23 protein-coding genes are annotated in these 25,877 nt (G+C 61.4%); 7 read left to right on the top strand and 16 right to left on the bottom strand.

The features are described from left to right. Nucleotides 1-81: 81 nt before the first annotated feature. Both ACQY5P_RS00395 and ACQY5P_RS00390 read right to left on the bottom strand, forming a co-directional pair. On the bottom strand, nucleotides 82-1,872 hold the full coding sequence (locus ACQY5P_RS00395) for a CpXC domain-containing protein (protein WP_428408853.1): 1,791 nt from the start codon (nucleotides 1,870-1,872) through the stop codon (nucleotides 82-84). 214 nt (nucleotides 1,873-2,086) lie between these two features. Beyond that, nucleotides 2,087-2,884, bottom strand: coding sequence for a COQ9 family protein (locus ACQY5P_RS00390; RefSeq protein WP_428408852.1), 798 nt, complete (start codon nucleotides 2,882-2,884; stop codon nucleotides 2,087-2,089). 175 nt (nucleotides 2,885-3,059) lie between these two features. On the opposite strand from ACQY5P_RS00390, the gene rpsU reads away from it, so the two are divergent. The 3 genes from rpsU (at nucleotide 3,060) to ACQY5P_RS00375 (ending at nucleotide 4,986) form a co-directional block, all read left to right on the top strand. Next, entirely contained in the window at nucleotides 3,060-3,269 is a 210-nt protein-coding gene (rpsU, locus tag ACQY5P_RS00385; protein WP_428408851.1) for a 30S ribosomal protein S21, read from the top strand. Between the two features lie 84 nt (nucleotides 3,270-3,353). Next, the gene (locus ACQY5P_RS00380) at nucleotides 3,354-3,482 is read left to right on the top strand and encodes an entericidin A/B family lipoprotein (RefSeq protein WP_428408850.1); all 129 of its coding nucleotides are present in this window, start codon (nucleotides 3,354-3,356) and stop codon (nucleotides 3,480-3,482) included. 403 nt (nucleotides 3,483-3,885) lie between these two features. Beyond that, on the top strand, nucleotides 3,886-4,986 hold the full coding sequence (locus tag ACQY5P_RS00375) for a MipA/OmpV family protein (protein ID WP_428408849.1): 1,101 nt from the start codon (nucleotides 3,886-3,888) through the stop codon (nucleotides 4,984-4,986). A gap of 73 nt (nucleotides 4,987-5,059) precedes the next feature. Here ACQY5P_RS00375 and ACQY5P_RS00370 read toward each other — a convergent pair whose 3' ends face one another. The 6 genes from ACQY5P_RS00370 to ACQY5P_RS00345 form a co-directional block, all read right to left on the bottom strand. After that, nucleotides 5,060-6,013, bottom strand: coding sequence for a class I SAM-dependent methyltransferase (locus ACQY5P_RS00370; RefSeq protein ID WP_428408848.1), 954 nt, complete (start codon nucleotides 6,011-6,013; stop codon nucleotides 5,060-5,062). 108 nt (nucleotides 6,014-6,121) lie between these two features. Next, nucleotides 6,122-7,522: an NAD(P)(+) transhydrogenase (Re/Si-specific) subunit beta gene (locus ACQY5P_RS00365; RefSeq protein WP_428408847.1), complete on the bottom strand. Its 1,401-nt coding sequence runs from the start codon at nucleotides 7,520-7,522 to the stop codon at nucleotides 6,122-6,124. Nucleotides 7,523-7,531: 9 nt separating this feature from the next. After that, nucleotides 7,532-8,008: a proton-translocating transhydrogenase family protein gene (locus tag ACQY5P_RS00360; protein WP_428408846.1), complete on the bottom strand. Its 477-nt coding sequence runs from the start codon at nucleotides 8,006-8,008 to the stop codon at nucleotides 7,532-7,534. Between the two features lie 20 nt (nucleotides 8,009-8,028). Beyond that, the gene (locus ACQY5P_RS00355; RefSeq protein WP_428408845.1) at nucleotides 8,029-9,240 is read right to left on the bottom strand and encodes a Re/Si-specific NAD(P)(+) transhydrogenase subunit alpha; all 1,212 of its coding nucleotides are present in this window, start codon (nucleotides 9,238-9,240) and stop codon (nucleotides 8,029-8,031) included. Nucleotides 9,241-9,266: 26 nt separating this feature from the next. Next, nucleotides 9,267-9,497, bottom strand: a complete 231-nt coding sequence (locus tag ACQY5P_RS00350; protein ID WP_428408844.1) for a hypothetical protein — start codon at nucleotides 9,495-9,497, stop codon at nucleotides 9,267-9,269. Nucleotides 9,498-9,575: 78 nt separating this feature from the next. Next, nucleotides 9,576-10,604, bottom strand: coding sequence for an alpha/beta fold hydrolase (locus ACQY5P_RS00345; RefSeq protein WP_428408843.1), 1,029 nt, complete (start codon nucleotides 10,602-10,604; stop codon nucleotides 9,576-9,578). Nucleotides 10,605-10,949: 345 nt separating this feature from the next. Here ACQY5P_RS00345 and ACQY5P_RS00340 point away from each other — a divergent pair, with 345 nt between their 5' ends. After that, entirely contained in the window at nucleotides 10,950-12,440 is a 1,491-nt protein-coding gene (locus tag ACQY5P_RS00340; protein ID WP_428408842.1) for a sigma-54-dependent transcriptional regulator, read from the top strand. On the opposite strand, the gene hrpB is transcribed toward ACQY5P_RS00340, so the two are convergent. The 4 genes from hrpB to ykgO all read right to left on the bottom strand — a co-directional run bounded on the left by hrpB (nucleotide 12,437) and on the right by ykgO (nucleotide 16,199). Further along, on the bottom strand, nucleotides 12,437-14,881 hold the full coding sequence (gene hrpB / locus ACQY5P_RS00335) for an ATP-dependent helicase HrpB (protein ID WP_428408841.1): 2,445 nt from the start codon (nucleotides 14,879-14,881) through the stop codon (nucleotides 12,437-12,439). The two genes, ACQY5P_RS00340 and hrpB, sit on opposite strands and share 4 nt — an antisense overlap. Before the next feature lie 185 nt (nucleotides 14,882-15,066). Beyond that, the gene (locus tag ACQY5P_RS00330) at nucleotides 15,067-15,336 is read right to left on the bottom strand and encodes a DUF2312 domain-containing protein (protein WP_428408840.1); all 270 of its coding nucleotides are present in this window, start codon (nucleotides 15,334-15,336) and stop codon (nucleotides 15,067-15,069) included. A gap of 123 nt (nucleotides 15,337-15,459) precedes the next feature. Beyond that, complete coding sequence (locus ACQY5P_RS00325) at nucleotides 15,460-15,987, bottom strand: tetratricopeptide repeat protein (protein ID WP_428408839.1); 528 nt, start codon at nucleotides 15,985-15,987, stop codon at nucleotides 15,460-15,462. 86 nt (nucleotides 15,988-16,073) lie between these two features. Next, a complete protein-coding gene (ykgO, locus tag ACQY5P_RS00320; RefSeq protein WP_428408838.1) occupies nucleotides 16,074-16,199 on the bottom strand; it encodes a type B 50S ribosomal protein L36 in 126 nt (41 codons plus the stop codon). A gap of 166 nt (nucleotides 16,200-16,365) precedes the next feature. Between ykgO and ACQY5P_RS00315 the strand changes: the two genes are divergently transcribed. Continuing rightward, nucleotides 16,366-16,818, top strand: a complete 453-nt coding sequence (locus ACQY5P_RS00315) for a pyridoxamine 5'-phosphate oxidase family protein (RefSeq protein ID WP_428410703.1) — start codon at nucleotides 16,366-16,368, stop codon at nucleotides 16,816-16,818. A gap of 560 nt (nucleotides 16,819-17,378) precedes the next feature. On the opposite strand, the gene pdeM is transcribed toward ACQY5P_RS00315, so the two are convergent. Next, a complete protein-coding gene (pdeM, locus tag ACQY5P_RS00310) occupies nucleotides 17,379-18,077 on the bottom strand; it encodes a ligase-associated DNA damage response endonuclease PdeM (protein WP_428408837.1) in 699 nt (232 codons plus the stop codon). Between the two features lie 173 nt (nucleotides 18,078-18,250). Then, nucleotides 18,251-20,740 (bottom strand): ligase-associated DNA damage response DEXH box helicase, encoded by a 2,490-nt coding sequence (locus tag ACQY5P_RS00305; protein ID WP_428410702.1) that lies wholly within the window; start codon nucleotides 20,738-20,740, stop codon nucleotides 18,251-18,253. An 80-nt stretch (nucleotides 20,741-20,820) separates the two neighbouring features. On the opposite strand from ACQY5P_RS00305, the gene ACQY5P_RS00300 reads away from it, so the two are divergent. Then, the gene (locus ACQY5P_RS00300; RefSeq protein WP_428408836.1) at nucleotides 20,821-21,834 is read left to right on the top strand and encodes a ligase-associated DNA damage response exonuclease; all 1,014 of its coding nucleotides are present in this window, start codon (nucleotides 20,821-20,823) and stop codon (nucleotides 21,832-21,834) included. Beyond that, the gene (locus ACQY5P_RS00295) at nucleotides 21,834-23,432 is read left to right on the top strand and encodes a cisplatin damage response ATP-dependent DNA ligase (RefSeq protein ID WP_428408835.1); all 1,599 of its coding nucleotides are present in this window, start codon (nucleotides 21,834-21,836) and stop codon (nucleotides 23,430-23,432) included. The genes ACQY5P_RS00300 and ACQY5P_RS00295 overlap by 1 nt, the downstream gene beginning before the upstream one ends. Nucleotides 23,433-23,491: 59 nt before the next feature. Here the strand turns inward: ACQY5P_RS00295 and ACQY5P_RS00290 are convergent, their stop codons facing one another. Next, nucleotides 23,492-25,177, bottom strand: coding sequence for a SulP family inorganic anion transporter (locus ACQY5P_RS00290; RefSeq protein WP_428408834.1), 1,686 nt, complete (start codon nucleotides 25,175-25,177; stop codon nucleotides 23,492-23,494). Nucleotides 25,178-25,204: 27 nt separating this feature from the next. Next, nucleotides 25,205-25,870: a carbonic anhydrase gene (locus ACQY5P_RS00285; protein WP_428408833.1), complete on the bottom strand. Its 666-nt coding sequence runs from the start codon at nucleotides 25,868-25,870 to the stop codon at nucleotides 25,205-25,207. Between the last annotated feature and the right edge of the window lie 7 nt (nucleotides 25,871-25,877).

The raw sequence follows: 25,877 nt of genomic DNA, 5'->3' as shown, positions 1-25,877 counted from the left end.
TTCTTCACCCTTCGAGACGGCCTTACGGCCTCCTCAGGATGAAGAAATTTGTGCGCCTCGAAGGATCGAAAGCGAACGCCGCTATTTTTTCTTTTTACCGGTCGTTTTCCGTTTTTTCTTTTCAGGCCGCACGATTTCCTCATAGGCCTCTTTTTCGCGCGGCGGCGCCGGGCTCATCATCATGGCGGGCTGCGCTTCGATATGGTTCTGGAACCATTGCACCACCTCATCGGGGAGATGTTTGCGGCGCGGATCGTCGTGATCGAAATAGAGCGCGTATAATTCCGCAAAAAATTCGTAATGCGACATGGCGGCGTAGCTGGACGGCATTTTCGCAATCAGTTTTAACGCATCCGTCTTCACCGCCATGAAGGTCTGATACCAGTAATTGAGATAAAAGGCGTAGCCGCTTTTGACGTGCCAGTTCTGGAAATTATTGTACCAGTAGGAGCCCGTTTTCTCATAAGCGAGCCTCGGCCCGAAAGTCGCCTTCCACCACGGATGGCCCGTGGGCGGAATCGGCGTCGGCCCGGGATGCCAACTCCCTCCGCGCCCGAGCGCTGAGATGAGATATTCGCGCACTTCTTTCTTTTCTTTTTTGGAAAGCGAGCCCCATCCGCCCATGAGCTCGACCCAGTCGTCGACGCCGCGATCGGTGGCCGTAAAAATACGCCAGCCGAACGCCGCTTCCAGCCATCCGTTGATTTTGTCATCGTTCATCTCGTGAACGGCGTGGCCGATTTCATGACGTACGACGGAGGCGAATCGGGCGCTGTTGGTGATTTCCTTTTCGCCGATGGAGATGTCATGGGACGTCGGCGAATACCAGCCGCCGCCGGACCCCTCGCCTAGCAGCAGCTCACGGATCTTCGTATTGCCTTCCACATTGTTGTCGGGCAAATCGCGCAGAAGCTGCCACAAGGTGGCGACGTCTTCTTCATCCTGATTCTGCGTCCAGTCGTCTTCGAGCTGGATGTTAAAACGGATTTCAAAGAGCGCATCCTGCAACTCGCCGAGTTTTTTCGCCTTGGCGTAGTCGAACAGTTTTTTGAGCTCCAGTTTCGCCCATCCCGGCAGATGGTTGCCGCGCGGCAGGCCCTTGATCATTTTCCTGAACGCGGAAGAGTCCGTATCGAGATCCTGACCGGCGTCAAGACGCGCGCCCTGCGCTTTCAACTCATGCAATGACGATGGTTGCGGCGACAGCCGCCAGATATTCGTCCATCCCGCTTCATCGCTGGCGATGCTCTCGGACCCGTGCACCTCGCCCGACCATTGTTTGAGCTCTTTCTCCTTGCCGAGCACGCCGTCCGCCACCAGCCGCGGCAAGGACACTTCGAACGCCTTGTCGCTGTGCTCATAGGCGGCGTTGAAGACGAGTTCCCGGTCATTGATCTCGCCGAGAGAGAGCCGCAACCGCGGCCGCTGAAGCAGCACGGGATGTTCGTTGATAACCAACACCTTCAGGAGTTCAAGGACGCCGTCATCGATCTTCGCATCTTCGGCGACGAGTTTCTCGCGAAGCTCGTCCATGCCGAAGACGACGCGCATCTTCGCCTTGCCGGCATCGATGATCTGGTCGGGCCATTGCTGCGCCGTCGACGCCATGACGCCTGTGTCTTCGCGCCATAAATGCCGCGCGCCGCGCGGACGGACGAGATAAACGGCGCCTCTGTCCGGATCCACATAATGGAACGTGTTCTCCGCCGTAAACGTGCTCTTGCAGGTTGGGCACGTCACGCGGTGAAGCTCGCCGGCGATGATTTTTTCACGCAGATCGGGAGAGCGGGAAATGTTCATGCTTTCATAAAAAGAGGCGCGAAACTGCGCCCCGCAACGGCATTGAATGGATGTCGGTTTCTGGATGGCCATTCTTCTCTCCCCAAAATTCAGCGAAATGACATCGCTGCACAAAACCGGCGCGCCTTTGGCGCGCCAGGCGGCGAAGTTTCGATGTCATAGAAAGGATACTGAACTGACTGAACTTTATAGAGGGCCGCTAAACTTGTCTATATTCGGCCCTAACTAGGAGCCGAGTTTAAAAAATAAAGCCGATCAATTGAGACAAAATGGAATGGTCAAAAATTTAAATTTTTCCAGGCGTCCATCCGGGCGGATCGCTCGCCGGAAAGGATTCATCCAGTGTCTCGTCGACTTCAGCTTCGTCCCAGGTCTCGTCGTCTTTCGCACCAGGAGGCGCTGGATAGCGAAGCTTCGCCAGCCACTCGACCGGCTTTTTCGGATCGATATTCAGCTCACGGATTTTTCCCTTGAGCTTCTCGATTTGCATGACATTCTCTATCCGCGCGTCGAGAAACGCATTTGTCGCCGCCTCGTCAGCGCTGTCATCGGCAAGCCAGCGGGCAAGCGTCGACACCCATACCCCGGTCAGAATTCCGCGTTTTGAATAGAAGTTGAAATCCGTCGATTTATCTTTGAGGCCGCGCCAGATCGCGTCCGCCGTCTTCCAGGCAAGCTCGGCGCCGAGCGTTCCGTAAATCGGCAGCGCCAGGGTCGCCGCCGCCCGCCGCGCCGCTTCTTTATGTGGCTTCAGGGCGGAAAGCCGCGCCTTGACCGCAAAGGCCACCTTCTCCCGGATTTTAACCTTGTCGAACTCCGGTCCCGTCATGGCGGCCGTCATGGCCGCGTCCGCCTCCATGGACCACTGGCGCAGGGCGTCGGCGACCCCGCGGGGAAACGCCGCCGCAAGAACGGCCCGGTCATACCCGGCGTCTCGGGCGGCGGCTTCGAGGGCCTGCCCGGTCCACCCCTCAAACGCCGCGCGGGCGAGCACAGCTTTCAGGATCGCCCGGCCTTCGGCGTCAAAACCGCTGCTTAAGCCTTGATTTTCTTGGCGTTCATCACCATCTGAAGCATGGGTCACTGGGGCCTCCTTTTTTGGGCCTCGCCCTGCCCCTCATGTAGACAATATGGGGGCCGTTTGGTATAGGCCCCAACGCCCCACCCCCTGCAGGAAACAGGCGGCCCGGGGTTGGTTTCACAGGTTTTGCGTCGCGGCGGCCCCGTGGCGCTTTTATTTTCAAAGGAGGCTCAAGGCCTTGGTTCAGATTTTTGTCCGCGACAACAATGTCGAGCAAGCCCTCAAGGCGCTGAAGAAAAAGATGCAGCGCGAAGGCACGTTCCGGGAAATGAAACGCCGGAAATTCTACGAAAAACCGTCCGAAAAGAAGGCCCGCCAAAAGGCCGAGGCCGTCCGCCGCGCCCGCAAACTGGTGCGCAAGCGGATGCAGCGCGAAGGCGCCATCTAAGCTTCTGTTCATTTCGGCGCGCTTTTCTTCTGGCGCGCCTCAGGGCATAGTCCGGCCGCTGAAAATCATTTACATCAGGGGTTTATGATGCGCTTTCTTACGCTTCTTTTGGCCTTTGGCCTCTTCCTGTCTTCCTGTGAAACCATCAAAGGCGCCGGCCGCGACATCACCAATGCGGGCGAAGCGATCGACGACGCCGTCGACAAGGATTAGGGCGCGCCCCCGAATCAACTGTTTAAAAAAGCCGGCCGCTTGCAGCGCGCCGGCTTTTTTATGGCCTGAAAAATCGTACGGTGCGCCCTGCGAACTTTTCCCCATGCAGGCTGTAAGTGAGGCTAATCGGCCATCCGGGCCGAAAATCAGGCTTTCCGCCCCATTCTCGCCGATTTCGGCCGCCAGCTTTGACTGGTCTTAAGGGAACGGGCCGCTAGAATAAGAAGTCGGGGGCGCAAGTCCGCCGCACGGAGCTTGCAAGGCTGGGAAGGGCCAAGGCAAAAAGACAAGGCGGCTAAGACCGCCCATTTGGAAAGACGTCAGGGGAAATGCGCCTTGGGGGCGCATGGCAAGTTTTGGGGATCAAATGCGCAAAAACGATAGCGGGGTGCGGAGCATGGGTATGAGTATGCGTGAGCCCGGAAAGCGCGCCGGCCTGATTTTCTCGGCGCTGGCCGCAGCGATTTCAGGAAACGCCCTTTTAAGCGCGCCGGCGCACGCCCAGCGCCAGATCGACGATCCTAATCTCAGCCCTATGCTGTTCGGCCCCACAAGACAGGAAGAACGTGACAAGATCCGTCAGGATCAGCGCGATCAGGAAGAAGCGGCGATCCTCACCGCAGAGCAGGAGCGCGACGCCAATGCGCTCGACGATCCGAAAACGCGCCCGCTCATTTTCGGCGACGGGCCGGAAGGCGAAGATCCGGTGGCTGGGCGCATCACGCTCGGCGAAAAAGACGACAACCGCAACTTTTTCGGCGCGTTGAACTTTCTCATCCCCGATGAAACCAACCTCTCGCTCGGCATTGGCCCGATTTACAGGCCGGATTATTTTGGCTCGGACGATTACGAATTCGGAGCGGATCCGCAGGTCTATGTAAAGTTCCGTAATTTCGTTTTTCTTGACGATGACGGCGTGGACTTCGGCATTGTCGGCTTCTCGCGCTTCCGCGCCGGTCCCTCCATTAAAATTCGCGGCCGCCGCGACCAGGACGAGAACCCGGCGCTTGACGGTCTTGGCGACGTGGGAACGACGTTCGAGATGGGCGGCTTCGTTGCGACCACCTTCCTCGACCGCTTCGCGTTCAAGGCGAAGGCGCGCCACGCCATCAAGACCGGCCATCACGGCACGGTCGTGGACGGCTATCTCACGGCGCTGCTCTTTCGCGCAGGCCCCGTCTCTCTCGCCGCGAGCGGACAGGCGACCTGGGTCGATGATGATTTCGCAGACGCTTATTTCTCCATCACGCCGGAACAGTCGGCCGCGACGGGCGGGCGCCTCGATCCTTATGACGTCGATTCCGGCTTCCGCGATGTGGGCGGCAGCGTGAACGCTTATATCAATATCGGCGACCGCTGGTCATTGAATCCATATGCCAGCTATCAATATATTTTTCGCGATTACGCCGAGTCGCCGATCATCGCTGACTATGGCGACCGCAACCAGTTTACCTTCGGCTTTCATATCATGCGCGAATTCACCTTCGGCGGCACGGGCCAGTAAGAAGGCGATCAAATCGGTTCAAACAAAAAGCGGCGCTCAAAAAGCGCCGCTTTTTTTCGTGATCCGGAAATTCTTATTCCGGCTTTCTGAATTTCAGCGTCATGCGGTCGCTTTCGCCGATGGCTTCCATCTCGGCGCGCAATTCCGGATTGTCGCGGCTCGTCCCGAGCGATGGCGGCAGCCGCCAGACGACTTCTTCCGTCGTCGGACGGTCCGCCGGATTGGCGTTGATCTCGCTCGCCTCAACGAGTTCGAAACCGGCCGCTTCGAAGACAGAAATAATGTGTGACTGCTTCACATAACCGGCGTTGCCGACCGCCCAGTCGTCGGGCGTATCTTCCTGCGCGCGGTGCTGGACGACGCCTACGATCCCGCCGGGCTTAAGGACCGCGTCGATGTCTTCGAGCGCTTCGGTGAAATAGGCACCCTCCTTGAAGCGGTTGAAGTGATGCGCCGCGCGCATCATCAGCACCACATCAGCGGTTCCTTCGAGTTCCGCCGGCAATGAGCCAAACTGGAACGCCGCGGCGCGAGCGCCCTCCTCTCCGTTCATCGCATCGACCGAGGCGACGTAATCTTCGTTGAAGGATTTCTTGCTTTCGAGAAACTCTGCATTGGCGAAGCCGCCGAACTCGCCCCACATCTCCACGGAGTAATCGGCGCCGATGATCACGCCTTCCGGTCCCAGATAGGGAACGAGGATCTCGCCATACCAGCCCGGCTCGCCCGGCAGCACGTCGACCACGGTCATGCCCGGTTCGACGCCGAAGAACTCCAGCGTCTCTTTCGGATGGCGGTATTGGTAACGCGCCTTCATCTCATCCGGCTGCGCGTCAAGCACGGCGTCAAGTTTTTCCGACGCCGACATGTCCGCATGGTCCATGTCGCCGTGATCCATATTGTCCATGCCCGGCTCGGCGTCGCCCGCCGCCATGGCGTCGGTCGGCGTTTCGGCAGGTTCCGACGTCGTTTCCTGCGAACATGCTGCGAGTGCGAGCGCGGCTGCGCCCAGCATCAAATATTTCATGGGGTTCCCTCTCATTGCCCTGATGCGGGCAACCTAGCCGCGCCTGAAGACGCCGCCAATGGACCTCACGGAAATGTGGGGAGGCAAAGCCGCATTAAGGCAGAGGCGCTAAAGGGCCTTGACGATTTCCTCGCACATCTTCTTCGCATCGCCGAACAGCATCATGGTGTTGTCGCGGAAGAAGAGCTCGTTCTGAACGCCTGCGTAGCCGGACGCCATAGAGCGTTTGACGAAGAGCACCGTGCCGGCGTTTTCGACATCGAGGATCGGCATGCCGTAGATCGGCGAGGTCTTGTCGGTCTTCGCCGCAGGGTTCGTCACGTCATTGGCGCCGATGACGAAGGCGACATCGGCGGTGCGGAACTCGGAGTTTATGTCTTCAAGCTCGAAGACTTCATCATAAGGCACCTGCGCCTCGGCGAGAAGCACGTTCATGTGGCCAGGCATGCGGCCCGCGACCGGGTGGATCGCGTATTTCACTTCGACGCCTTCTGCTTTCAGCTTGTCGGCCATTTCCTTAAGCGCGTGCTGCGCCTGCGCCACCGCCATGCCGTAGCCGGGGACGATGATGACCTTGTTGGCGTTCTTCATGACAAAGGCCGCGTCGTCGGCCGAGCCCTGTTTCACCGGCCGGTCGTCATCGCCGCCTGCGCCCGCCGCCGCATCGTCGCCGCCGAAGCCGCCGAGAATGACGGAGATGAAGGAGCGGTTCATCCCCTTGCACATGATGTAGGAGAGGATCGCGCCCGATGAGCCCACCAGCGCGCCGGTGATGATCAGCGCCATGTTTTCGAGCGTGAAGCCGATACCCGCCGCCGCCCAGCCGGAATAGGAGTTGAGCATGGAAACGACAACCGGCATGTCGGCGCCGCCAATGGGGATGATGAGGAGGAAGCCGAGCACGAAGGCCGCGAGCGTCAACAGGAAGAAGGTCGTCGCCGACTGCTCCCCCGTCATCAGCATGCCGATGAAGAGCAGCATCAGGAGACCGAGGCCGAGATTGATCGGGTGACGCATGGGCAACAGGATGGGCTTGCCCGACATGTTGCCGTTGAGTTTCGCGAAGGCGATCAGCGAGCCCGAAAAGGTAATGGCGCCGATAGCGACGCCGAGCGACATCTCGAGAATGGACCCCGTGTGAATATGCCCAGGCTCGCCAATGTTGAACGCGCGCGGCGCCAGGAACGCCGCCCAGGCGATCAGCACCGCAGCAAGACCCACCAGCGAGTGGAACGCCGCCACAAGCTGCGGCATGGCGGTCATGGGGATCTTGCGAGCGATATAGGCGCCGGGCACGGCGCCCGCCGCAATCGCGAGCAGCACGAAAAACCAGGTGCCGATGCCTTTGTCCTCGAGAACGAAGAGCGTCGTCACCACCGCAATGCCCATGCCGATCATGGCGAAGCGGTTGCCCTGACGCGAGGTCTCCGGGCTCGAAAGTCCGCGCAGTGCGAGGATGAAGAGAATGCCGGAAGCGACGTAAAGGAGCGCTGGGAGATTATCGGCCATGCGTCGCCCCTACCGTTCTTTTTTCTTGTACATGGCGAGCATCCTCTGGGTGACGAGGAAGCCGCCGAAGATGTTCACGCTAGCGAGCGCGACAGCGAGAAAGCCGAACATTTTCGGCCAGAAGCTCGCCGCCGAATCCGAGAGGTCGGCCCCGAGCGCGATAAGCGCGCCGACAATCACAACGGAAGAAATCGCGTTGGTGACCGACATCAAGGGCGTGTGCAGCGCCGGCGTCACCGACCAGACGACGTAATAGCCGACGAAGATCGCCAGCACGAAGATCGTCAGCAGGAAAACGAAATCGGAAATCGGGCTCGACGCCGCGATCAGCGCGAGCTGGTCGGCGATGTCGCGCGCCTGTTCAGCGGCGGTTTGTGCCGCTTCGGCGTTGCCCGTGGCGTTCGCGGCTGCGGCTTCGGCGGCTTGCGCCGCCTGTTCTGCGGCTTTCGCGGCTTCTTCAACCTGTTCGCGTTTGTCGGCGGCCATGCGGCTCCTCCAAAAAGATCTTAATCTTCGTCTTCGGCGTCGGTCGTGTCTTCCGGGGCGTCTTCCGGTTCGGCTTCGGCTTCGAGCACCGGCTCCGCCTCTTTCGGGGCGAAGGCTTCATGCACCACGGCGCCGCCGCGGGTCAGCGTCACCGCCTTGATGATCGCGTCTTCCGGATCGGCGCTGAAGCTCTTGCGCTCCTTGTCGAAGAAAGCGGCGATGAAATTATAGACATTGCGCGCGTAAAGACTCGACGCGTCTGCGGCGAGCCGTCCCGGCACGTTCTTGAAGCCGAGAATGGTGACGCCGCCCGTCTCGATGGCCTCGCCGGGGCGCGACAAAGCCACATTGCCCCCGGCCTCGACCGCGAGATCGACGATCACCGATCCCGGCTTCATGGCGCGCACCATCTCTTCGGAGACGAGCTTCGGCGCCGGACGGCCGGGAATAAGCGCCGTCGTGATGACAATGTCCTGCTTGGCGATATGGCCGGCGACGAACTCCGCCTGGCGCTTTTGGAAGTCGGCGGACATTTCCTTGGCGTAACCGCCAGCGGTTTCGGCCTCTTTCATCGCCTCTTCATCGACGGTGACAAAGGTTGCGCCGAGGGAATTCACCTGCTCCTTCGCGGCGAAACGCACATCGGTCGCGGAGACGACGGCGCCGAGACGGCGCGCCGTCGCAATCGCCTGCAACCCCGCGACGCCAGCGCCCATGATGAAGACTTTCGCCGCCGCGATGGTTCCCGCCGCCGTCATCATCATCGGGAGCGCGCGGCCGTAATAAGCGGCGGCGTCGATCACCGCCTTGTAGCCCGCGAGATTCGACTGCGAGGAGAGAACGTCCATGGACTGCGCGCGTGTAATCCGCGGCATCAGCTCCATCGCCATGGCGTCGACGCCGAGCCGCGCATAAGACGCGACGGAATCGGGATCGGTGTAAGCGGAAAGAACGCCGATCAGCTTTACCCCGCGCGGAAAGACACGGAGCTCCTCCGAGGACGGCGCCAGCACTTTCAAAATGACGTCGGCGCCTTGCACCGCGTCCGCGGCGCTCGGGCTCACCCGCGCCCCGGCGGCGGCGTAATCAGCGTCGGAAAACCGCGCCGCATCGCCCGCGCCGGACTGCACGGCGATCGAGGCCCCGAGGCTGATGAATTTTTTGACAGTCTCAGGGGTCGCCGCAACCCGGGTCTCGCCGGACCGCGTCTCTTTCAGGACGGCTATTTTCATCAGGCCTCCGGCTGCGGATCGCCGCGCTATTCGTGGTGTGAGAAGAAGACTTTCACGATGATGTGGGAGAAGATGTAGACGACGACGGCGAGCAAAATGGCCATCAACACGCCCTGGCGCGTCACCAGTCCCGTGAAAAACATGGCGAGCGCCAGAGAGAATGGCACGCCGACAGCCGTCGCGGCGCCCATGATGGCGTTATAGGATTTCTTGTGTTCCTCGGCGTCTTGCGCGCGCTGGATGGCATCATCAGTCATGAAAACCCCGCTGAAAAATTTCCCGTGTTTTGGCGGAATTCAAGGAGTTGGGCAAGTCTTCTCGCCTGCTTTCGCAAATCAGCCGCCGAAGCGCACCGGCCAGGCCGAAAGAAGCGTCCTGAGCGCAGATACGAAGGCCAGCGGCTGATCCATCATCAGGTGGTGATAGGCGTCGGGAATCATAACGAAGGGCGAGCGGCCCCTTGCCTGTTCCCGCAAATGCGAAATGCCGTCGCCCTGAGCGAAGGCCGATTTTTCCCCATAGATGAAGGCGAGCGGACATCGCGCTGCGCGCAAGAGATCCCGCTCGAAATGAATTTCGAAAGCGCCCTTGTCGCCGGGGTCGAATTTCCAGGTCCAGCCCTCGCCCTTCTGTTCGCCGCATTCCGAGGGCTGGGCGGGCCGCAGCCCCTCGCGGGCGATATAGTCAATCAAATAAAGATGTTCCGCCGGCTGGTTGGGAAGCAGCCTGAAGCGCTCGATCATTTCTTCCTTGGTCGCATAGACATGGGCGCTGGGTTTTTCCCCAGCCTTGGGATCGCTTCCGGCGGGCTTCGCCTTCACCACCGTATAGCCTTCATGGGGGTCCGGAACGCCCAGCGGCGAGTCTACGACCACCGCGCCGCCGAGCCGTTCGCCCTCCCGCTCCACGGCGGCGAGCGTTACCCATCCGCCGAAAGAATGGCCGACGACAATGGGCCGGCCGCGGTTCGAAAGGCCCGCCTTGTCGATGACTGCAAAGACCTCGTCCACGAGGAGATCGAGGGAGTAATTCTCCCGCCAGTCCGAATCGCCCATCCCTGAGAGGTCGAGGGCCGCGACCCGGCGATTGTCCGTGAAGAAAGGCGCGAAAGGCCGCCACCAGTTTCGATGCGCCCGGCCGCCATGAACGAACAGGAGCCCGCGCCGCCCCTCGTCCCCGTCATCCTCGCCCCAAACGGAATAGCGGATGCGCGCGCCGGCGACTTCCACCGCGCCTTCTTCGGAAGGGGTTGCGATCGCCTTCTCGAACCAGTCGGGCGCCGGCGGCTTTTGGCCGCCAAGATGGCTGAGCGGGCGGATCAGGTCTTTCTTTTCCGGTTTCTTGTCAGGCTTGGTGTCGGACATGGGCGGCTTTCTGTTGTTTTTCCTCGATAGCCGATCCGGCCGGAGAGGCAAAGGGAGACGTGCGGCGCTCGTGTCTACCTCCCCCTTGAGGGGAGGTCGAAACTGCGCAGCAGTTTCGGGAGGGGGTATGCAACAGACGGATCAGAATCCAATGGATGCCATGTCACCCCCACCCAAAAACGCCTCATCCTAGCCGACATGGTAAACGCTTCATTAATCCGTAAACAAATCATTACGCGAACCTGCATTCAAATTCGTGCCGGAATGACACGGATTAAACCCATCTTTACTTGGCTGCGCCATTTTCCCTGCAGATTTCATATTCTGGGAGAAGGTCCGCCTGACATGGTGAAAACGATCTTAATCGTCGATGATGATCCGACGCAGCGCCGCCTGATGCGCGCCGTATGCGAGAAGGCGGGATACCCTGTCCTGCAGGCGGCGAACGGCGAAAGCGCGCTGTCGCTTCTGCAAAGCCAGCAAGGCGCCGAAGTTGCGCTGATGATGCTCGATCTCCGCATGCCGGGTCTCGGCGGCATGGAGACCCTGAAACGCGCGAAATCCTTCCGCGAGGAATTGCCCGTCATCGTGCTGACGGCGCAGGGCGGCATCGACACCGTGGTTGAGGCCATGCAGTCGGGCGCGGCGGACTTTTTCGTCAAGCCCGCCAGCCCCGAACGCGTGATCGTATCGATCCAGAACGCGCTCAACCTGACGACGCTTCAGGGCGAGGTTTCACGCCTCAAACGCAAGCGCGAAGGCGCCATGGGCTTTAAAGATCTCATTGGCGAGTCCTCAGCCTTGCGCCATGTCATGAAGCTCGGCGAGCGCGCAGCGGCGTCGAACATTCCGATCCTCATCACCGGCGAAAGCGGCACCGGCAAGGAAATGGTCGCCCGCGCCATTCAGGGCTCGTCCGACCGCGCCGGCCGTCCGTTCATCACCGTCAATTGCGGCGCCATTCCGGAGAACCTTGTCGAAAGCATTCTCTTCGGCCATGAAAAAGGCTCCTTCACCGGAGCCAGCGCCAAGCATATCGGCAAGTTCCAGGAAGCCGACACCGGCACCATCTTCCTTGACGAAGTGGGCGAGTTGCCCGCCGACATGCAGGTGAAACTCCTGCGCGTTCTGCAGGAAGGCGAAGTCGACCCCATCGGTTCAAAGCGTCCCGTGAAGGTCGATGTGCGCGTCATCTCCGCGACCAACCGCGACCTCAGCGAAGAAGTCAAAGCCGGACGTTTCCGCGAAGACCTGTTCTATCGCCTCAACGTTTTCCCGGTGGAAATCCCGGCGCTGCGCGACCGCCGCGAAGACATCCCGGCGCTGATCGATCACTTCATTCAACGCTACAATGCGGAAGAACGCCGCGACGTGCGCGGCGTGCGCCACGAAGTGCTGGACGTCCTCACCGCCCATAACTGGCCGGGCAATGTTCGCCAGCTTGAAAATACCATCTTCCGCGCGGTTGTCCTTGCCGACAATCCGTATCTTTCCGCCGAAGACTTCCCGCTTCTCGCTGATGAATTCGCAGCGGCGGGAATCGAAGCGGGTCCGCCGCTGCTTGGCGACGACGACGCGGAAGATGCGGAAAAGGAAGGCGCGACTGTAACGGCGAAGCCGTCCACCTCTGGCGGTTCCAGCAAGGAAGCCGTCGCGATCTTCGACCGCGAAGGCCATCTGCGCTCGCTTCAGGACATCGAAAAAGACCTCATCGAGCTCGCCATCGAAACCTATGAAGGCAAGATGTCGGAAGTCGCCCGCCGCCTCGGCATGGGCCGCTCGACGCTCTATCGCAAACTGCGAGAGCACGATCTCGAGATTAAACGGGCGAGTTAATCGGGGTCTTTTTTTGTAAGCCTTGCCTTGGTGCGGCCCTCATGGGCGCGCGCCGAGGCCGGGTCTTCCGGCCAGTCATGTTTCGGATATCGTGCGCGCATGTCTTTCGCCATGTCGCGATAACCGCCCTTCCAGAAACCCGGCAGGTCTTTCGTCACGGCGACCGGACGTCCGGCGGGCGATAAGAGACTGAGCGTCACCGGCATGTTGTTTCCGATCACCGGATGCGCGGCGCTTCCGTAAAATTCCTGCACCCGTGCACTCGCTGAAGGTCCGCCTTCAGCGAGATAGTCAATCTCGATCCGGCGACCGCTTGGGATCTCGATAAAGCGCGGCACCGATTTTTCTACTTGAGAGCGCTTGTCCCATTCAAGCCGTGAGAGCATCGCATCGCGCACTGTATCTTCTTTTGGCGCATCGAGGCTCGGCGGATCGCCGAGCAGCGGCGCCAGCCATTCCTCTGCGCTTTCAAGCAACGCATCCTCAGCCATTGAGGGAAGTTCAAACCCGCAGCCGCGCGCAAAGTCGATACGAGCCTGCGTCTCGCGGATCGCGGCGCTTGCGGGCAACAGATCGAGACCGTTCTCCCGCAAAGCTGCGATCAGCGCCTGTTGCGCCAGTTCCCCGCGCGGACGCGCCAGCGGCGTTTCGGAAAGCACGATAGCGCCGACAGCGCGGACCCGCCGCGCCCTGATGGTTTTCGAGGCGGGATCGTATTCGGCGCGGTCTTCTTCGCTGACGCCGCCAAGCTGCAGCGCCTCCGCTTCCATCAACGGCGCTGCGAGGGTGATGCGTTGGGTTTTTGCCGCGCCGGTCACGGAAACAACGGCAAGCCATGGCTCGCCGGCGAGCACGTCAGCCTCATCAAGGCGCGCCTCGCGGCCCGAGGCCAGAAGATAACGCCCGCGCGCTCCGCCCCGCGCTCGCGCGATCATGCCCGGCGTCGCGGCGGCTATGACGGCCCCTGCATCTTTCGGATCGCCTTCTTCCTTTCCGTCGTCTGCCCAGCGCGCCGCCTGCGCCTTCAACACGCGCGCGCGCGGCGACCCGTCCCGGCGGAAACGGAGCAAGCGGTCGCGAACATCCGTAGACGGACCGCCGAGCCCCGGTTCGCTCGCGAGCGCCGCAATCTCCGCCGCGAGACTGCGATCCCTTCCTGCTTGCGCGCCCGCAATCATCGCCGCCAAAGACGGCGCCATGGGAAGCCGCGCCATCTCGCGCCCGCGCACGGTCAAGGCGCCGTCTTCATCGAGCGCGCCAAGCGCCGTCAAATTCTGAACCGCCGCCGCATAGCGCACCTTTGGCGGCGCATCGAGAAAGCAAAGCCGCGCCGGATCGCGCTCGCCCCATTCGGCGAGCGCGAGCGCGAGGCCGGAAAGATCGCCGGTGACGATCTCCGGTTCCGGATGCGCCGTGAGCCCGCGCGTCGCCGGTTCGTCCCAGAGGCGATAGCAAACGCCCGGCCCGAGGCGCCCTGCGCGGCCGCGCCGCTGATCCACATTGGCGAGCGAGGCTTTGCGCGTCACGAGTTCGCTGGCGCCCGAAGCGGGATCGAACACCGAAAGGCGCGCAAGCCCCGCATCGATCACTGTCGAGACGCCCTCAATGGTCAGTGCGCTTTCGGCGATGTCCGTGGCGATGACGACCTTGCGCTTGCCTGCGGGCGCCGGCGACACGGCGCGGTCCTGATCCGCCGGAGACAACGCGCCGAATAGCGGCGCAACGACGATGTCATCGGGCAAGTCTTCGAGACGCTCAGCGGCGCGCATGATTTCGCCGCGGCCCGGCAGGAAGACAAGGACCGATCCTTTCTGTTCTTTCAGCGCGCGGCGGACGGCCTTGGCGGTCTGATCCTCGACACGATCCGTATTGCGGCCGAGATAAATCGTCTCCACCGGATATTGCCGGCCTTCGCTTTCAATGGCGGGCGCATCGATCGCGGTTGCAACGCGCGCCACATCGAGCGTCGCCGACATGACGACAAGGCGCAAATCGTTCCGCAGCGCGCCCTGCGCATCCATGGCAAGCGCGAGCCCGAGATCGGCGTTGAGTGACCGCTCGTGAAACTCGTCGAAGAGGACGGCGCCGGTATTTTTCAATTCCGGATCGTCGAGGATGCGCCGCGTAAAAAGACCGTCCGTAATGACTTCGAGCCGCGTCGCGGAAGAAACGCGCCGGTCAATGCGCGTCGAAAGACCGATGACGCCGCCGACTTTGTCGCCAAGGGTCGACGCCATGCGCTCCGCCGCCATGCGCGCGGCGATGCGGCGCGGTTCGAGAAGCAAGATGCGCCTGCCGTCAAGCCATGGCGCATCAAGCAATTGCAAGGGGAGCCGCGTCGACTTGCCCGCGCCCGGCGGCGCGGCGAGGACGAGCCGCGTCCCCGCTTCCAGCGCCGTCAGAATCTGCGGCGTCACGGCGTCGATGGGCAAGGACGTCATGTATCAGTCGAACCTTTAAAAGCTTTCGACTGATAGTCGCTGCGTCCTCAGAAATGAAGATGCGCGCTGGACACTCCGACTACCCCGGCGAAAGCCGGGGCCCAGCAAGCTAAATAGTGCCGGGCGAAGCCCGTCTTTTGATTTTGACTGGATCCCGGCCTTCGCCGGGATGATCGGCGTGGGGTTTAAGCCTCGCCGATGGCCGCGAGGTAAAGCTCCAGCATGGCTTCCTGCTCTTGGCGGTCGGCGCGGTCCATCTTGCGGATCTTCACCACCTGGCGGAGCGTCTTGACGTCATAGCCCTCGCCTTTGGCTTCGGCGTAGACTTCCTTGATGTCATTGGCGACGGCGGCCTTGTCTTCTTCGAGGCGTTCGACGCGTTCGATGAAAGACCGCAGGCGGTCCGCCGCGATGGTGGTTGCGCCTTCGACGCTTGCTGCTGATCCGTCCGCCACTGAAAAAGCTCCCTTGATCCGTAATTCATCCGGATACGGACGAAACCGCCGCCCCGGTCAGGACCTCAAGGAATAGAAATGGTCGCGCCAAACACCAAGCGCGAACCTTCCACAGGTGGAAAACTATATCTCTTGACCGTCGATTTCGCGGCGAAGCACCCGCGCCTGCTGGCGAGCCTGCTCGTCATGGGGATTCCATTCGAGCGACTTCTGGAACATCTCATAGGCTTCGCGCTTCTCCCCGCTCATGAGGAGGAGTTCGGCGAGCGTCGCGCGCACCTCGAACTGGCGCGGTTCAAGCTCCAGCACTTTCGAGAAATCCTCGATCGCCCCCGCCCGGTCGTCGGCCCCGAGACGCACCGCGCCGCGAAGCGCATAGCCTTGCGCGAAATTCGGCGCGAGGCCCGTCACATGATCCAAGAGCGCCAGGGAAAGGTCAAAGGCCCCGTTATTGGCGGCGAGATTGGCCCGCTCGTAGAGAAGGTCCACCGTGTCGCTCTGGCTGTCCGACCAGATGTCGATGATCCGGGCCACATTCTCCTCGGCCCGGCGGGCGTCGCCGGTCCGGAGCTCCTCGAACAGCGCATCGAGGCGCGGATCGGTCTGATCCGCGGCGGCGGGCGACACGAGCGCCAAAAATAGCAGAATCAAGCAAAAAGGCCTTCGCATGAGCGAAAGCCTAATCCTTAAACCCTTAAAAACCAAGGAATTTCGCGTCAGCTGCGCGTGAAGACCGGTTAAGCCTGCTTCGCCTTGAAGCGGCGCTGGGTCTTGTTGATCACATAAACCCGGCCCTTGCGGCGCACGATGCGGCAGTCTTTGTGGCGGTTTTTCAAGGACTTAAGCGACGAACGGACTTTCATGACGGGTGCTTTCAGCGGGTTTTTCGGTTGATCCGGAGCCGCGGGAGATAGTCAAAGGCCCGCGCCCTGTCAACCGGCGGGGAGGCGCCCTTCCGGCGTTGAGGCAAATCATGGAATATCGCGCTCGCAGGGTCATGGTGACCCCCGCAGCAGAGCGGAGACGATGATGGACGCGGCGCTGAAATCCGAGATTCTGGACATCCTCGACCGTCACCGGATCATGACGATCGCCACGCTCCGGCCCGACGGCTGGCCCCAGGCGACAACGGTCGGCTACGCCAATGAAGGCCTGACGCTCTATTTTCTGTGCGGCCTCGAGAGCCAGAAAGCCTCGAACCTCGCCAGGGATAATCGCGTCTCGCTCACCATCGACCGCGACGCGGACCAGTTCGTTCAGATAAAGGGCCTCTCCATGGCGGCGCATGCGGAGCGTATTTCCGACCGGGAAGAAGGCATGATGGTCATGGGCCTTCTTTTCTCGCGTTATCCGGAACAGAAAGGCATTCCAATTGAGCCGCCAAAATTCGACGACATCGCCGTTTACCGCGTGACGCCGAAAGTGATTTCCGTGCTCGATTACTCGAAAGGCTTCGCCCATACGGATCTCGTGACGCTATAGGTTTCGTTGCGCCTCATGCGACCCCTCATATTTACTGGGCTTCAGCCGAGTCTGGCGCCATTTGGCATATTCTTCCAACCGCGCCGCAGGACGCAAAGACTGGCGCCGCCGCAGCATTCCATCCAACGATGTCAAAGAGCCTGACGCGGCGCTTGTCGCCCGCATCGCGGCGCCGTCAGGACCGCATCTGAAATTTTGCGGGAATTATTTCGCCCGCCTTCGCTTCGGTCTCAGTTCGACGCGAGCACAAGCATAAGGCTGCGCGGAAGGTGGTGGATAACTTTGCACCAACATTGGGAAATATTGAAGTATTCGCGCGTGAAGTGTGTTTTTCGCGTTATTGGGGCGGCGTATTTTGAATTGAAGTCTCCGCGCCGACATAGCCTGCCTCCCCCTTGAGGGGAGGCCGAAATCTTTGATTTCGGGAGGGGGATATGCCGCCCTTAAAGTCCAACTCAGCATTTCAGGCATCGATTACCCCCACCCTAAAATCGCAAACGATTTTCGACCTCCCCTCAAGGGGGAGGTTAAAGCCGTCATCACCAAAAACAAAAAACTGGCTAAGCCCGCGCCTTCGCGCCGTTCTGAAAATCCGGCGCGAGCTTTTCGCCTGCGATGGGGTAGACGCCTTCCGCGCCCATGACCCAGGCGACGGGTCGCGCGAGGAATGGCGCGTAAGCCTCGTCGAGAATATTGAGCCCGCCCGTATAGGCGCCCATGGCCGGCATGATCATCCGGTTTTCGCTGACCGCGAAACAGCGGCGGCGGAGCGAACGCCCTTCGCTGATGACCCGCGCGCATGGATGGAAATGTCCGGCGATCTCGCCGCGCATTCGCCCCTCTCCCGGTTCATGCCGGAAAAAGAGGGCGCCGATCTGCAACTCGATTTCGCAAGGCGCCGCGAAGCGCGCCGGCAGTTCGGGGTCATGATTGCCGAGCACCCATAACCACTCAGTCGCTCGCATCAAACCTTCAAGGGTCGCGGCGTCTTCCTCGTCCATGCGCTCTTCAGCGCCGCCGTCGTGGAACGCATCGCCAAGCGAGATAACGCACTTCGGCTTGTAGCGCCGCATCAGCGCCGCAAGCCGCATCAGGGTCGTGCGCGTGTCGTAAGGCGGCAGCATAATTCCGCGTTCGGCGAAGCTCGACCCTTTTTCAAAGTGCAGGTCCGAAACGACCAGCGTTTGCTCTTTCGCCCAATAGACGGCGCCGAGCGGATCGGGGGTCAAGACTTCGTTGTTGAGTCGAATGTGCGGCATGGGGCGCAAGATGGCGGATTTCTTTTTTGAAGGGAAGCCTCGTTTATCCCAAACAGGATTTTAGGCCTCCTCCGTTATCATCCCGGATGCGCTGCAGCATGAAATGCTGCTGCGCTGATCCGGGACCCATATAACGCTTACCGATTTATAGACCATAGCGCGAAATCTCTTGTTTATTGCTCGCCCATCGCCGTCGCGATCAAATCGTCGGACGCAGCTTTCAACATTTCCTCCGACGCAGAGCGCGCAACGCTTTCGCGGCCGATCTCCAGCATCACAGGCACGGCGAGCGGCGAGACGCGATCCAAAGGCGAATGCACCACCCTGCCCTTCGCGCGCGTCAGGGTCGCCTGAAGTCGCGCTACATCCATGAAGCCGCCCGCCGCATCGTCCCACGCCGCGCGCAGCAAGAGGTGATCCGGCTCGTGCTCGCGCAGCACGTCGTAGATCAGGTCTGCTGAAAACGAGACCTGGCGTCCCGTCTTTTCTTGACCCGGATATTTTTTCTCAATCAGCCCGGCGATGAGCGCGCAATTGCGGAAGGTGCGTTTCATCACCACCGCCTCGGACGTCCACGCTTCCAGATCGTCGCCGAGCATGTCTTCATCGAAGAGCGCCGACATGTCGACATCGCTCATGTCCTGACGCGACCAGACCGAGAGCGCATATTCCGTCGGCACGAAACCGATTGGCTGTTTGCCGAGGCGTTCGAGGCGGCGGGTGATGAGCATCCCAAGTGTCTGATGCGCGAGCCAGCCCTCGAAGGAATAGGCGACGAGGAAATTGCGCCCCTGATAGGGAAAGGTTTCGACCATCAGCTCGTCGGGCTTCGGGATATGCGCCACCTCGCGCTGTTTCTCGAGCCAGTCGCGCACCTGATCCGGATAGGCTTTCCAGTCGTCCACATTATAAAGCATGTGGCGCACGCGGTCGGCGAGATAGGTGGACCACGGATATTTGTTGCCGCCCCAGCTCGGCAATTTCGGCGACTCGGCGCTGGTGCGTGTGACGAGGGCGTCGTTTCCCTCGATACGTTCGAGCCGCAGCACCTCGCCCGCGAAATAAAACGCGTCGCCAACATTCAGGGTTTCGAAAAACCATTCCTCCGCCGTGCCAAGTTTGCGCCCGGGCCTTTTCGGTCCGCGCGAGGAGGCAAGGCGCACATTGATTTCCTCCGCCGCGGTGATCGTTCCCACATTCATCTTATATTGCTGGACCGCGAGCTTATCGCGCACGCGATAGGTCCCGTCCGCAGTTTTCACGATGCGACGGAAACGGTCGTAGCGCTTCAGTGCGTACCCGCCATTGGCGACGAACTCGACCGCGTCGTCGAAATCCTTGCGCGGCAGATCGGCGTAAGGCGAGGCCGTGCGAATTTCCTTGTATAAGTCGTCAGCGTCGAAGGGCTCTGCGACCGCCATCCCCAGAATATGTTGCGACAGGACATCGAGCGTGCCCTTGCGCGGCGGGTCGCCGTCGAGGCGGCCCTCCTCGATCGCCTGTTTCGCGGCGATGCATTCCAAGACCTCCATGCGGTTCGCCGGCGCGAGCAGCGCGCGCGACGGTTCGTTCATGCGGTGATTGGCGCGGCCTATGCGCTGCGTCAGGCGGCTTGCGCCCTTGGGTGCACCCATCTGGATAACGAGGTCCACATCGCCCCAGTCGATCCCGAGATCGAGGGTCGAGGTGCAGACGACCGCGCGCAACTCGCCGCGCGTCATCGCCGCCTCTACCTTGCGGCGCCGGTCGACTTCGAGAGAGCCGTGATGGAGGGCGATAGGAAGGTTGTCGTCATTGATGCGCCAGAGCGAGGCGAAGGTGATCTCCGCCTGCGAACGCGTATTGACGAAGACCAGCGTCATCTTCGCGGTCTTGATGCGCTCATAAACTTCCTGAAACGCATGACGCCCCGTATGGCCGGACCAGGGAATCCGCTCTTCCGACATCAGCACATCGACCTGCGGCTTGGCGCCGGCCTTGCCGCGGATGAGTTTCGCGGATTTGACGCCATCCCGGTTCTGCGGCGTCAGATAGTCGATCAGGGGCTTTGCGTCGGGCACCGTCGCCGACAGCCCGCAGAACCGCACCTCCGGCGCCAGCGCGCGCAGCCGCGCCAAAGCCAGCGACAATAAATGCCCGCGCTTGTTCGGGATCAGCGCATGCAGTTCGTCGAGAATGACCCGCTTTAGACCCTTGAAGTATTCGCGCGCATCGGGCGACGCTATGAGAATGGACAAACTCTCCGGCGTCGTCATCAGAATATCCGGCGGCAGATATTTCTGGCGCTGGCGCCGCGCGGCGGGCGTGTCGCCGGTCCGCGTTTCGATGGCAATGTCGAGCCCCATCTCCGCGACCGGCGTGCCGACGTTGCGCGCGACATCGACGGCGAGCGCTTTCAGGGGCGAGATGTAAAGCGTGTGGAGACGTCCTTGCTCTTTCGCATTTGGCGGCGCTTTCCGCTCCGACAAGTCCACAAGGCTCGGCAGGAATCCAGCCAGCGTCTTGCCTCCGCCCGTGGGCGCGATCAGGAGCCAGGAAAGCCCTTCCCGGTCGGCAGCGAGACAATCGAGCTGATGCGAACGCGCCTTCCAGCCGCGCGAGGCGAACCAGTCGTTAAATGCGGGCGGCAATCGCCGCGCCGAAGCGGATGCGCCGTCGGCCATCGCGGAAATATAGGGCGGCGGCGGCCGAGCCACAAAGGCGAACTTTGTATTCGCCTCGCTGTCTGCTTATCTCCTGACCCATGACTTACGACGCGCTTCTTCGCCCCACCCCCAAGGGACTTTATTGCCCGCCGGGGGATTTTTATGTGGACCCTGTCGCGCCGGTCGCGCGGGCCGTCGTGACGCATGGGCATTCGGACCATGCGCGCGCGGGGCACAAGGCGGTGCTGGCGACGGCGGAGACCATCGCCATCATGGGCGCGCGCTACGGCGAGGAGTTCACGGGCGCCCCGCAATCGGTCCGCTACCATGACCCGGTGACGATTAACGGCGTTTCCGTAACGCTGGTTCCCGCCGGGCATGTTCTGGGCTCGGCGCAGGCGGTGATCGAACAGGGTGGAACGCGCATCGTCGTTTCGGGCGATTACAAGCGCCGCCGCGATCCCACCTGCGCGCCCTTTGAAGTCGTCCCCTGCGACGTGTTCATCTCCGAGGCGACTTTCGCCCTGCCCGTCTTTTGTCATCCGGATACGGGAAGCGAAATCAGAAAGCTTCTCGCTTCCGTTGCGCAATTCCCTGAGCGCACGCATATCATCGGCGCTTACGCCTTGGGAAAGGCGCAGAGGGTCATCAAACATCTGCGCGAGGAAGGCTATGACGAGGCGGTCTATATTCACGGCGCGCTCAAAAAACTCTGCGATCTTTACGAGGCGCATGGCGTGGAGCTTGGACCGCTGGAACCGGCGACCATCGAGAACAAGGGCGCGAAACAGGATTTCGCCGGAAAGATCGTCATCGCCCCACCTTCCGCCATTCAGGATTTATGGGCGCGGCGCTTCGCCGATCCACTCCCCGTATTCGCATCGGGCTGGATGCGCATCCGCCAGCGGGTGCGCCAGCGCGGCGTCGAGTTGCCGCTGATCATCTCCGATCACGCGGACTGGGAGGAGCTGACCGACACGATCCGCGAAATCGGACCGAAAGAACTCTGGATCACCCATGGCCGCGAGGACGCCCTGATGCGTTGGGCGGAGCTTGAAGGGATCGCCGCGCGGCCACTGCGGCTCGTCGGCTATGACGACGAGAATGAGTGATGGAAGCCTTCGCCGCGCTTCTCGACCGGCTGGTTTTGACGCCGCAACGCAATGGCAAGCTGCAGCTCATCGCCGACTATTGCGCGTCGGCGCCGGACCCGGATCGCGGCTACGCCATCGCCGCGATCACCCGCGATCTCGACATTCCCTCCGTCAAACCGGCGATGCTGCGCGCGCTTGTGGCGGAGCGCGTCGACCCGGTGCTGTTCGAGCTATCCTATAATTATGTGGGCGATCTTGCGGAAACCATCTCGCTGGTCTGGCCCGGAATGCGCGGCGCCAACCGCACGCCGCCTTTGTCGGAAGTCGTGGAGAGTTTACAGGCTGCGAGCCGCAGCGACGCGCCGAAACTGGTCGCGCATTATCTCGACAGTCTCGCGCCGCCGGAACGCTGGGCCCTCATCAAGCTCGCGACGGGCGGGCTTCGCATCGGCGTTTCAGCGCGGCTCGCCAAAACCGCGCTGGCGAAATTCGGCGATCTCGACGTCACCGAAATCGAAGAGCTGTGGCATGGTCTCGCCCCGCCCTATGAAGAGATGTTTGCATGGCTCGACGGCAAGGCGGACAAACCCGTCAGCGCGGCGCTCGCCCCTTTCCGTCCGGTAATGCTGGCGCACCCCATCGACGAGGAGAAGGACCTCGCCGGGATCGATCCGGACATCTTCGCCGCCGAATGGAAATGGGACGGCATCCGCGTGCAGGCGGTCAGCGAAGGCGACACAAGACGGCTTTATTCGCGCACCGGCGAGGACATTGGCGGCGCCTTTCCCGATATTCTGGCGGCCATGGAATTCGAGGCGGCCATCGACGGCGAGCTGCTCGTCTTCGATCCGAAAGCGGATGGTTTTCTCGTCCGGTCCTTCGGCGATCTGCAGCAGCGCCTCAACCGCAAGACAGTGTCGGCGAAATTGCTCGGCTCCCATCCCGCCTTTATCCGCGCCTATGACGTGTTGACGCTCGATGGCGAAGATTTGCGTGGAGCCCCTTTCATGGAGCGCCGCGCCCGGCTCGAACAGTTTATCGCCGGTGTAAAACCGGAGCGCTTCGACCTGTCGCCGCTGGTTCAATTCGAACATCTCGACGCCTTGACCGCGGCACGCGCCGCGCCGCCGTCGGACGCCATCGAAGGCCTGATGCTGAAGCGTAAAGCCGCGCCTTATGTTCCGGGACGCCCCAAAGGCGAATGGTGGAAGTGGAAGCGCGATCCTTTTCTGATCGACGCCGTGATGATGTACGCCCAGCGCGGTCATGGCAAACGGTCGAGCTTTTATTCCGATTACACTTTCGGCGTCTGGCGCGAAGATGAAATCGTGCCCGTGGGCAAGGCCTATTTCGGCTTCACCGATGAAGAACTGAAACGGCTCGACAAATATGTGCGCGACAACACGGTCGACCGTTTCGGCCCGGTCCGTCAGGTGGCGTTCGGCGCCGGGGAAGGTCTCGTCCTCGAAATCGCCTTTGAAGGACTGAACCGTTCGACGCGCCACAAATCCGGCGTCGCCATGCGTTTCCCGCGCATTCACCGCATCCGCTGGGACAAGCCCGCCCTTGAAGCGGACCGCCTGGAAACGCTCGAGGCGATGCTGCCCGCAAAATAAAACCGGCGCCCCTGGGATCTCCAGAGGCGCCGGTTCTTCTTCCCTTGAAACTGCGAGCCTTAGGCCGGCTGCGCTGCTCCTGTGGGCGCAGGTTCTCCCCCTGCGTCTGCCGACGTGACCTCCGCCACCGCAGCGCGCAGCGCCTCGATGCGGGTCTCATAGTGCGTATCTGCAGGGAGACAGTGATCGGCGTTCAGCCCCGCAAGCACGCTCTTAACTTTGTCGCTCATGCCGGTGACATAAACCGTCTTGCCGGCCTGACGCGCGTCGCAGGCGATGGTCTCGACCGCCCGCGCCGCGGACACATCGAGAAATGGAACGCGGGAAAAGTCAAGCACAATAGCGGCGGCGTGCTCCCGCACCCGTTCGCGCACATGGTGGCCGAGATCGGCGGCGGCGCCGAAGCTCAAGGGTCCGCCGAAATCGAACAGCATCACGCGGCTCTTGGCGCGCGCGAGAAGGTCGTGCTCTTCCTGCGTCGCCAGGGCCGGATCGCCGGCGCGGAAATGGGCGAGCTGGTCGTCCGCCATTTTCTTCACGAAGGCCAGCGCCGCCAGAACGACGCCCACAGCTACCGCCGTGATGAGGTCCACAAAGACCGTGAGGCCAAGCACAAGCACCATAAGCGCCAGGTCCCAGCGCGGACCCTTATGAGCGCGTTTCAGATAGGCAAGATCGAGAATATCGTATCCGACCTTGACGAGAATGCCCGCCAGCACCGCATGAGGAATCTGCGAGGCGAGCGGCGACAGGCTGATGACGACGGCGAATAGCAGCACCGCATGCAACATGCCGGACAATTTCGTCTGACCGCCGGTGCGGATATTCACCACGGTGCGCATGGTTGCGCCGGCGCCCGGGATGGCGCCGAAGAAACCCGCAACCGTGTTGCCGATGCCCTGACCGATGAGTTCGCGGTCCGAATTATGGCGCGTGCGCGTCATGTTGTCGGCGACAAGCGAGGTCAGCAGCGAGTCGATAGCGCCGAGCACGGCGAGGATGAACGCGGCCTCCAGCACGATCAGGAAGGTTCCCTGGCTGAAACTAGGCATGACGAAAGACGGAAAGCCCGTAGGAATATCGCCAAGAATCGGAACGCCCTTGGTGAAAAAGGCGATAAGCGTGCCGATGATGAGCGCCGCCAGCGGGCCGGGTACATATTTGCCCCAGGCTTTCGGCCAGGTAAAAACGATCCCGAGCGTCATCAGGCCGATGCCGAGCGCGATCCAGTTCGGATCCATCACCGCACCGGGAATGGCGGTGAGCGCCGGGATGGTCCCGCTTTCCTCAGGCTCATGCCCGAAGAGACGCGATAGCTGGAGGGCGATAATGATGACGCCGATGCCGCTCATGAAACCGGAAATCACCGGGTACGGAACAAGGCGGATATATTGTCCCAGCCTGAAGACGCCGAAGAGAATCTGGATGATCCCCGCCAGCACCACCGCCGCGAAGACAAGCGCGGGATTGCCCGAGAGCGAGGCGAAGACGCCGGCGAAGACGACAACCATCGGGCCCGTCGGTCCTGAGACCTGAGAGCCCGTGCCGCCGAACAACGCAGCGAAAAAGCCGACAAAGATGGCGCCCCAGAGGCCGGCGATGGGGCCGGCGCCCGACGCTTCGCCAAAGGCGAGCGCGAGGGGAAGCGCGACGACGCCGGCGGTGAGACCGCCGAAAATGTCGCCGCGCAAATTGGATAAGTCGAAGAAAGGCGCCCGCTGGCGCGGAGCGTCAATATTGGCCATGATGGTTCTCCGGAATGCGTTGAAGCGTTAAGCGGCGCAGCCGCTGGTGGCAAGTTTCGCCATCTCCGACGCATAGCGCACATCGACGGGCAGGAATTTCTCCTGCTTTTCGTCATAGGCGTCCACGCCGCCGGTCTTGATGTCATAGACCCAGCCGTGAAGCTGCAGATCGCCCTTGGCGAGCCGCACCGCGACCGCCGGGTGTGTTTTGAGATGCTGCAATTGCAGGACGACATTCTGCTCGAGCAGCATCTTCATTTTCTTCGCTTCATCGAGGGCGGAACCTGAGTCCTTGACGATATCCACTGCTGCTTTCGAGTAGCTTAGCCACTCCTTCACATGCGGCAGGGCATCGAGGCCTTCGGGGTTCATGGCGCCTTTCATGGCGCCGCATTCGGTGTGGCCGCAGATGACGATATGGGGAACTTTCAGCGCCGCCGTCGCGAATTCGATCGACGCCGTGGTGCCGCCGGTCTGGATCGTATGCGGCGGCACGATATTGCCCGCATTGCGGACGATGAAGAGATCGCCAGGTTCGGTCTGGGTGATCATCGCGGTCTCAATCCGCGAGTCCGAGCAGGTAATGAACAAAGCTTCGGGCGACTGGCCGCTGGCCAGTTTTTCGAAAAGCTCTTTTTTCTCCGGGTATACTTCGTTCTGGAAGCGAACGACGCCGGCGGCGAAACGGGGCATCTGGTCT

Source organism: Hyphococcus sp. (assembly GCF_965267305.1).
GTDB lineage: Bacteria > Pseudomonadota > Alphaproteobacteria > Caulobacterales > Parvularculaceae > Hyphococcus.
Note: the sequence above shows the minus strand (reverse complement) of the source record. Positions and strands in the feature narration are given on the sequence as shown.

What these genes read in the sequence shown, in the direction of transcription:
- ACQY5P_RS00395 (WP_428408853.1), bottom strand. Translation starts at nt 1,872, where the DNA reads ATGGCCATCCAGAAACCGACATCCATTCAATGCCGTTGCGGGGCGCAG.
- ACQY5P_RS00380 (WP_428408850.1), top strand. Translation starts at nt 3,354, where the DNA reads ATGATGCGCTTTCTTACGCTTCTTTTGGCCTTTGGCCTCTTCCTGTCT.
- ACQY5P_RS00375 (WP_428408849.1), top strand. Translation starts at nt 3,886, where the DNA reads ATGAGTATGCGTGAGCCCGGAAAGCGCGCCGGCCTGATTTTCTCGGCG.
- ACQY5P_RS00370 (WP_428408848.1), bottom strand. Translation starts at nt 6,013, where the DNA reads ATGAAATATTTGATGCTGGGCGCAGCCGCGCTCGCACTCGCAGCATGT.
- ACQY5P_RS00365 (WP_428408847.1), bottom strand. Translation starts at nt 7,522, where the DNA reads ATGGCCGATAATCTCCCAGCGCTCCTTTACGTCGCTTCCGGCATTCTC.
- ACQY5P_RS00360 (WP_428408846.1), bottom strand. Translation starts at nt 8,008, where the DNA reads ATGGCCGCCGACAAACGCGAACAGGTTGAAGAAGCCGCGAAAGCCGCA.
- ACQY5P_RS00355 (WP_428408845.1), bottom strand. Translation starts at nt 9,240, where the DNA reads ATGAAAATAGCCGTCCTGAAAGAGACGCGGTCCGGCGAGACCCGGGTT.
- ACQY5P_RS00350 (WP_428408844.1), bottom strand. Translation starts at nt 9,497, where the DNA reads ATGACTGATGATGCCATCCAGCGCGCGCAAGACGCCGAGGAACACAAG.
- ACQY5P_RS00345 (WP_428408843.1), bottom strand. Translation starts at nt 10,604, where the DNA reads ATGTCCGACACCAAGCCTGACAAGAAACCGGAAAAGAAAGACCTGATC.
- ACQY5P_RS00340 (WP_428408842.1), top strand. Translation starts at nt 10,950, where the DNA reads ATGGTGAAAACGATCTTAATCGTCGATGATGATCCGACGCAGCGCCGC.
- hrpB (WP_428408841.1), bottom strand. Translation starts at nt 14,881, where the DNA reads ATGACGTCCTTGCCCATCGACGCCGTGACGCCGCAGATTCTGACGGCG.
- ykgO (WP_428408838.1), bottom strand. Translation starts at nt 16,199, where the DNA reads ATGAAAGTCCGTTCGTCGCTTAAGTCCTTGAAAAACCGCCACAAAGAC.
- ACQY5P_RS00315 (WP_428410703.1), top strand. Translation starts at nt 16,366, where the DNA reads ATGGACGCGGCGCTGAAATCCGAGATTCTGGACATCCTCGACCGTCAC.
- pdeM (WP_428408837.1), bottom strand. Translation starts at nt 18,077, where the DNA reads ATGCCGCACATTCGACTCAACAACGAAGTCTTGACCCCCGATCCGCTC.
- ACQY5P_RS00305 (WP_428410702.1), bottom strand. Translation starts at nt 20,740, where the DNA reads ATGGCCGACGGCGCATCCGCTTCGGCGCGGCGATTGCCGCCCGCATTT.
- ACQY5P_RS00300 (WP_428408836.1), top strand. Translation starts at nt 20,821, where the DNA reads ATGACTTACGACGCGCTTCTTCGCCCCACCCCCAAGGGACTTTATTGC.
- ACQY5P_RS00295 (WP_428408835.1), top strand. Translation starts at nt 21,834, where the DNA reads ATGGAAGCCTTCGCCGCGCTTCTCGACCGGCTGGTTTTGACGCCGCAA.
- ACQY5P_RS00290 (WP_428408834.1), bottom strand. Translation starts at nt 25,177, where the DNA reads ATGGCCAATATTGACGCTCCGCGCCAGCGGGCGCCTTTCTTCGACTTA.
- ACQY5P_RS00285 (WP_428408833.1), bottom strand. Translation starts at nt 25,870, where the DNA reads ATGCCCCGTTTCGCCGCCGGCGTCGTTCGCTTCCAGAACGAAGTATAC.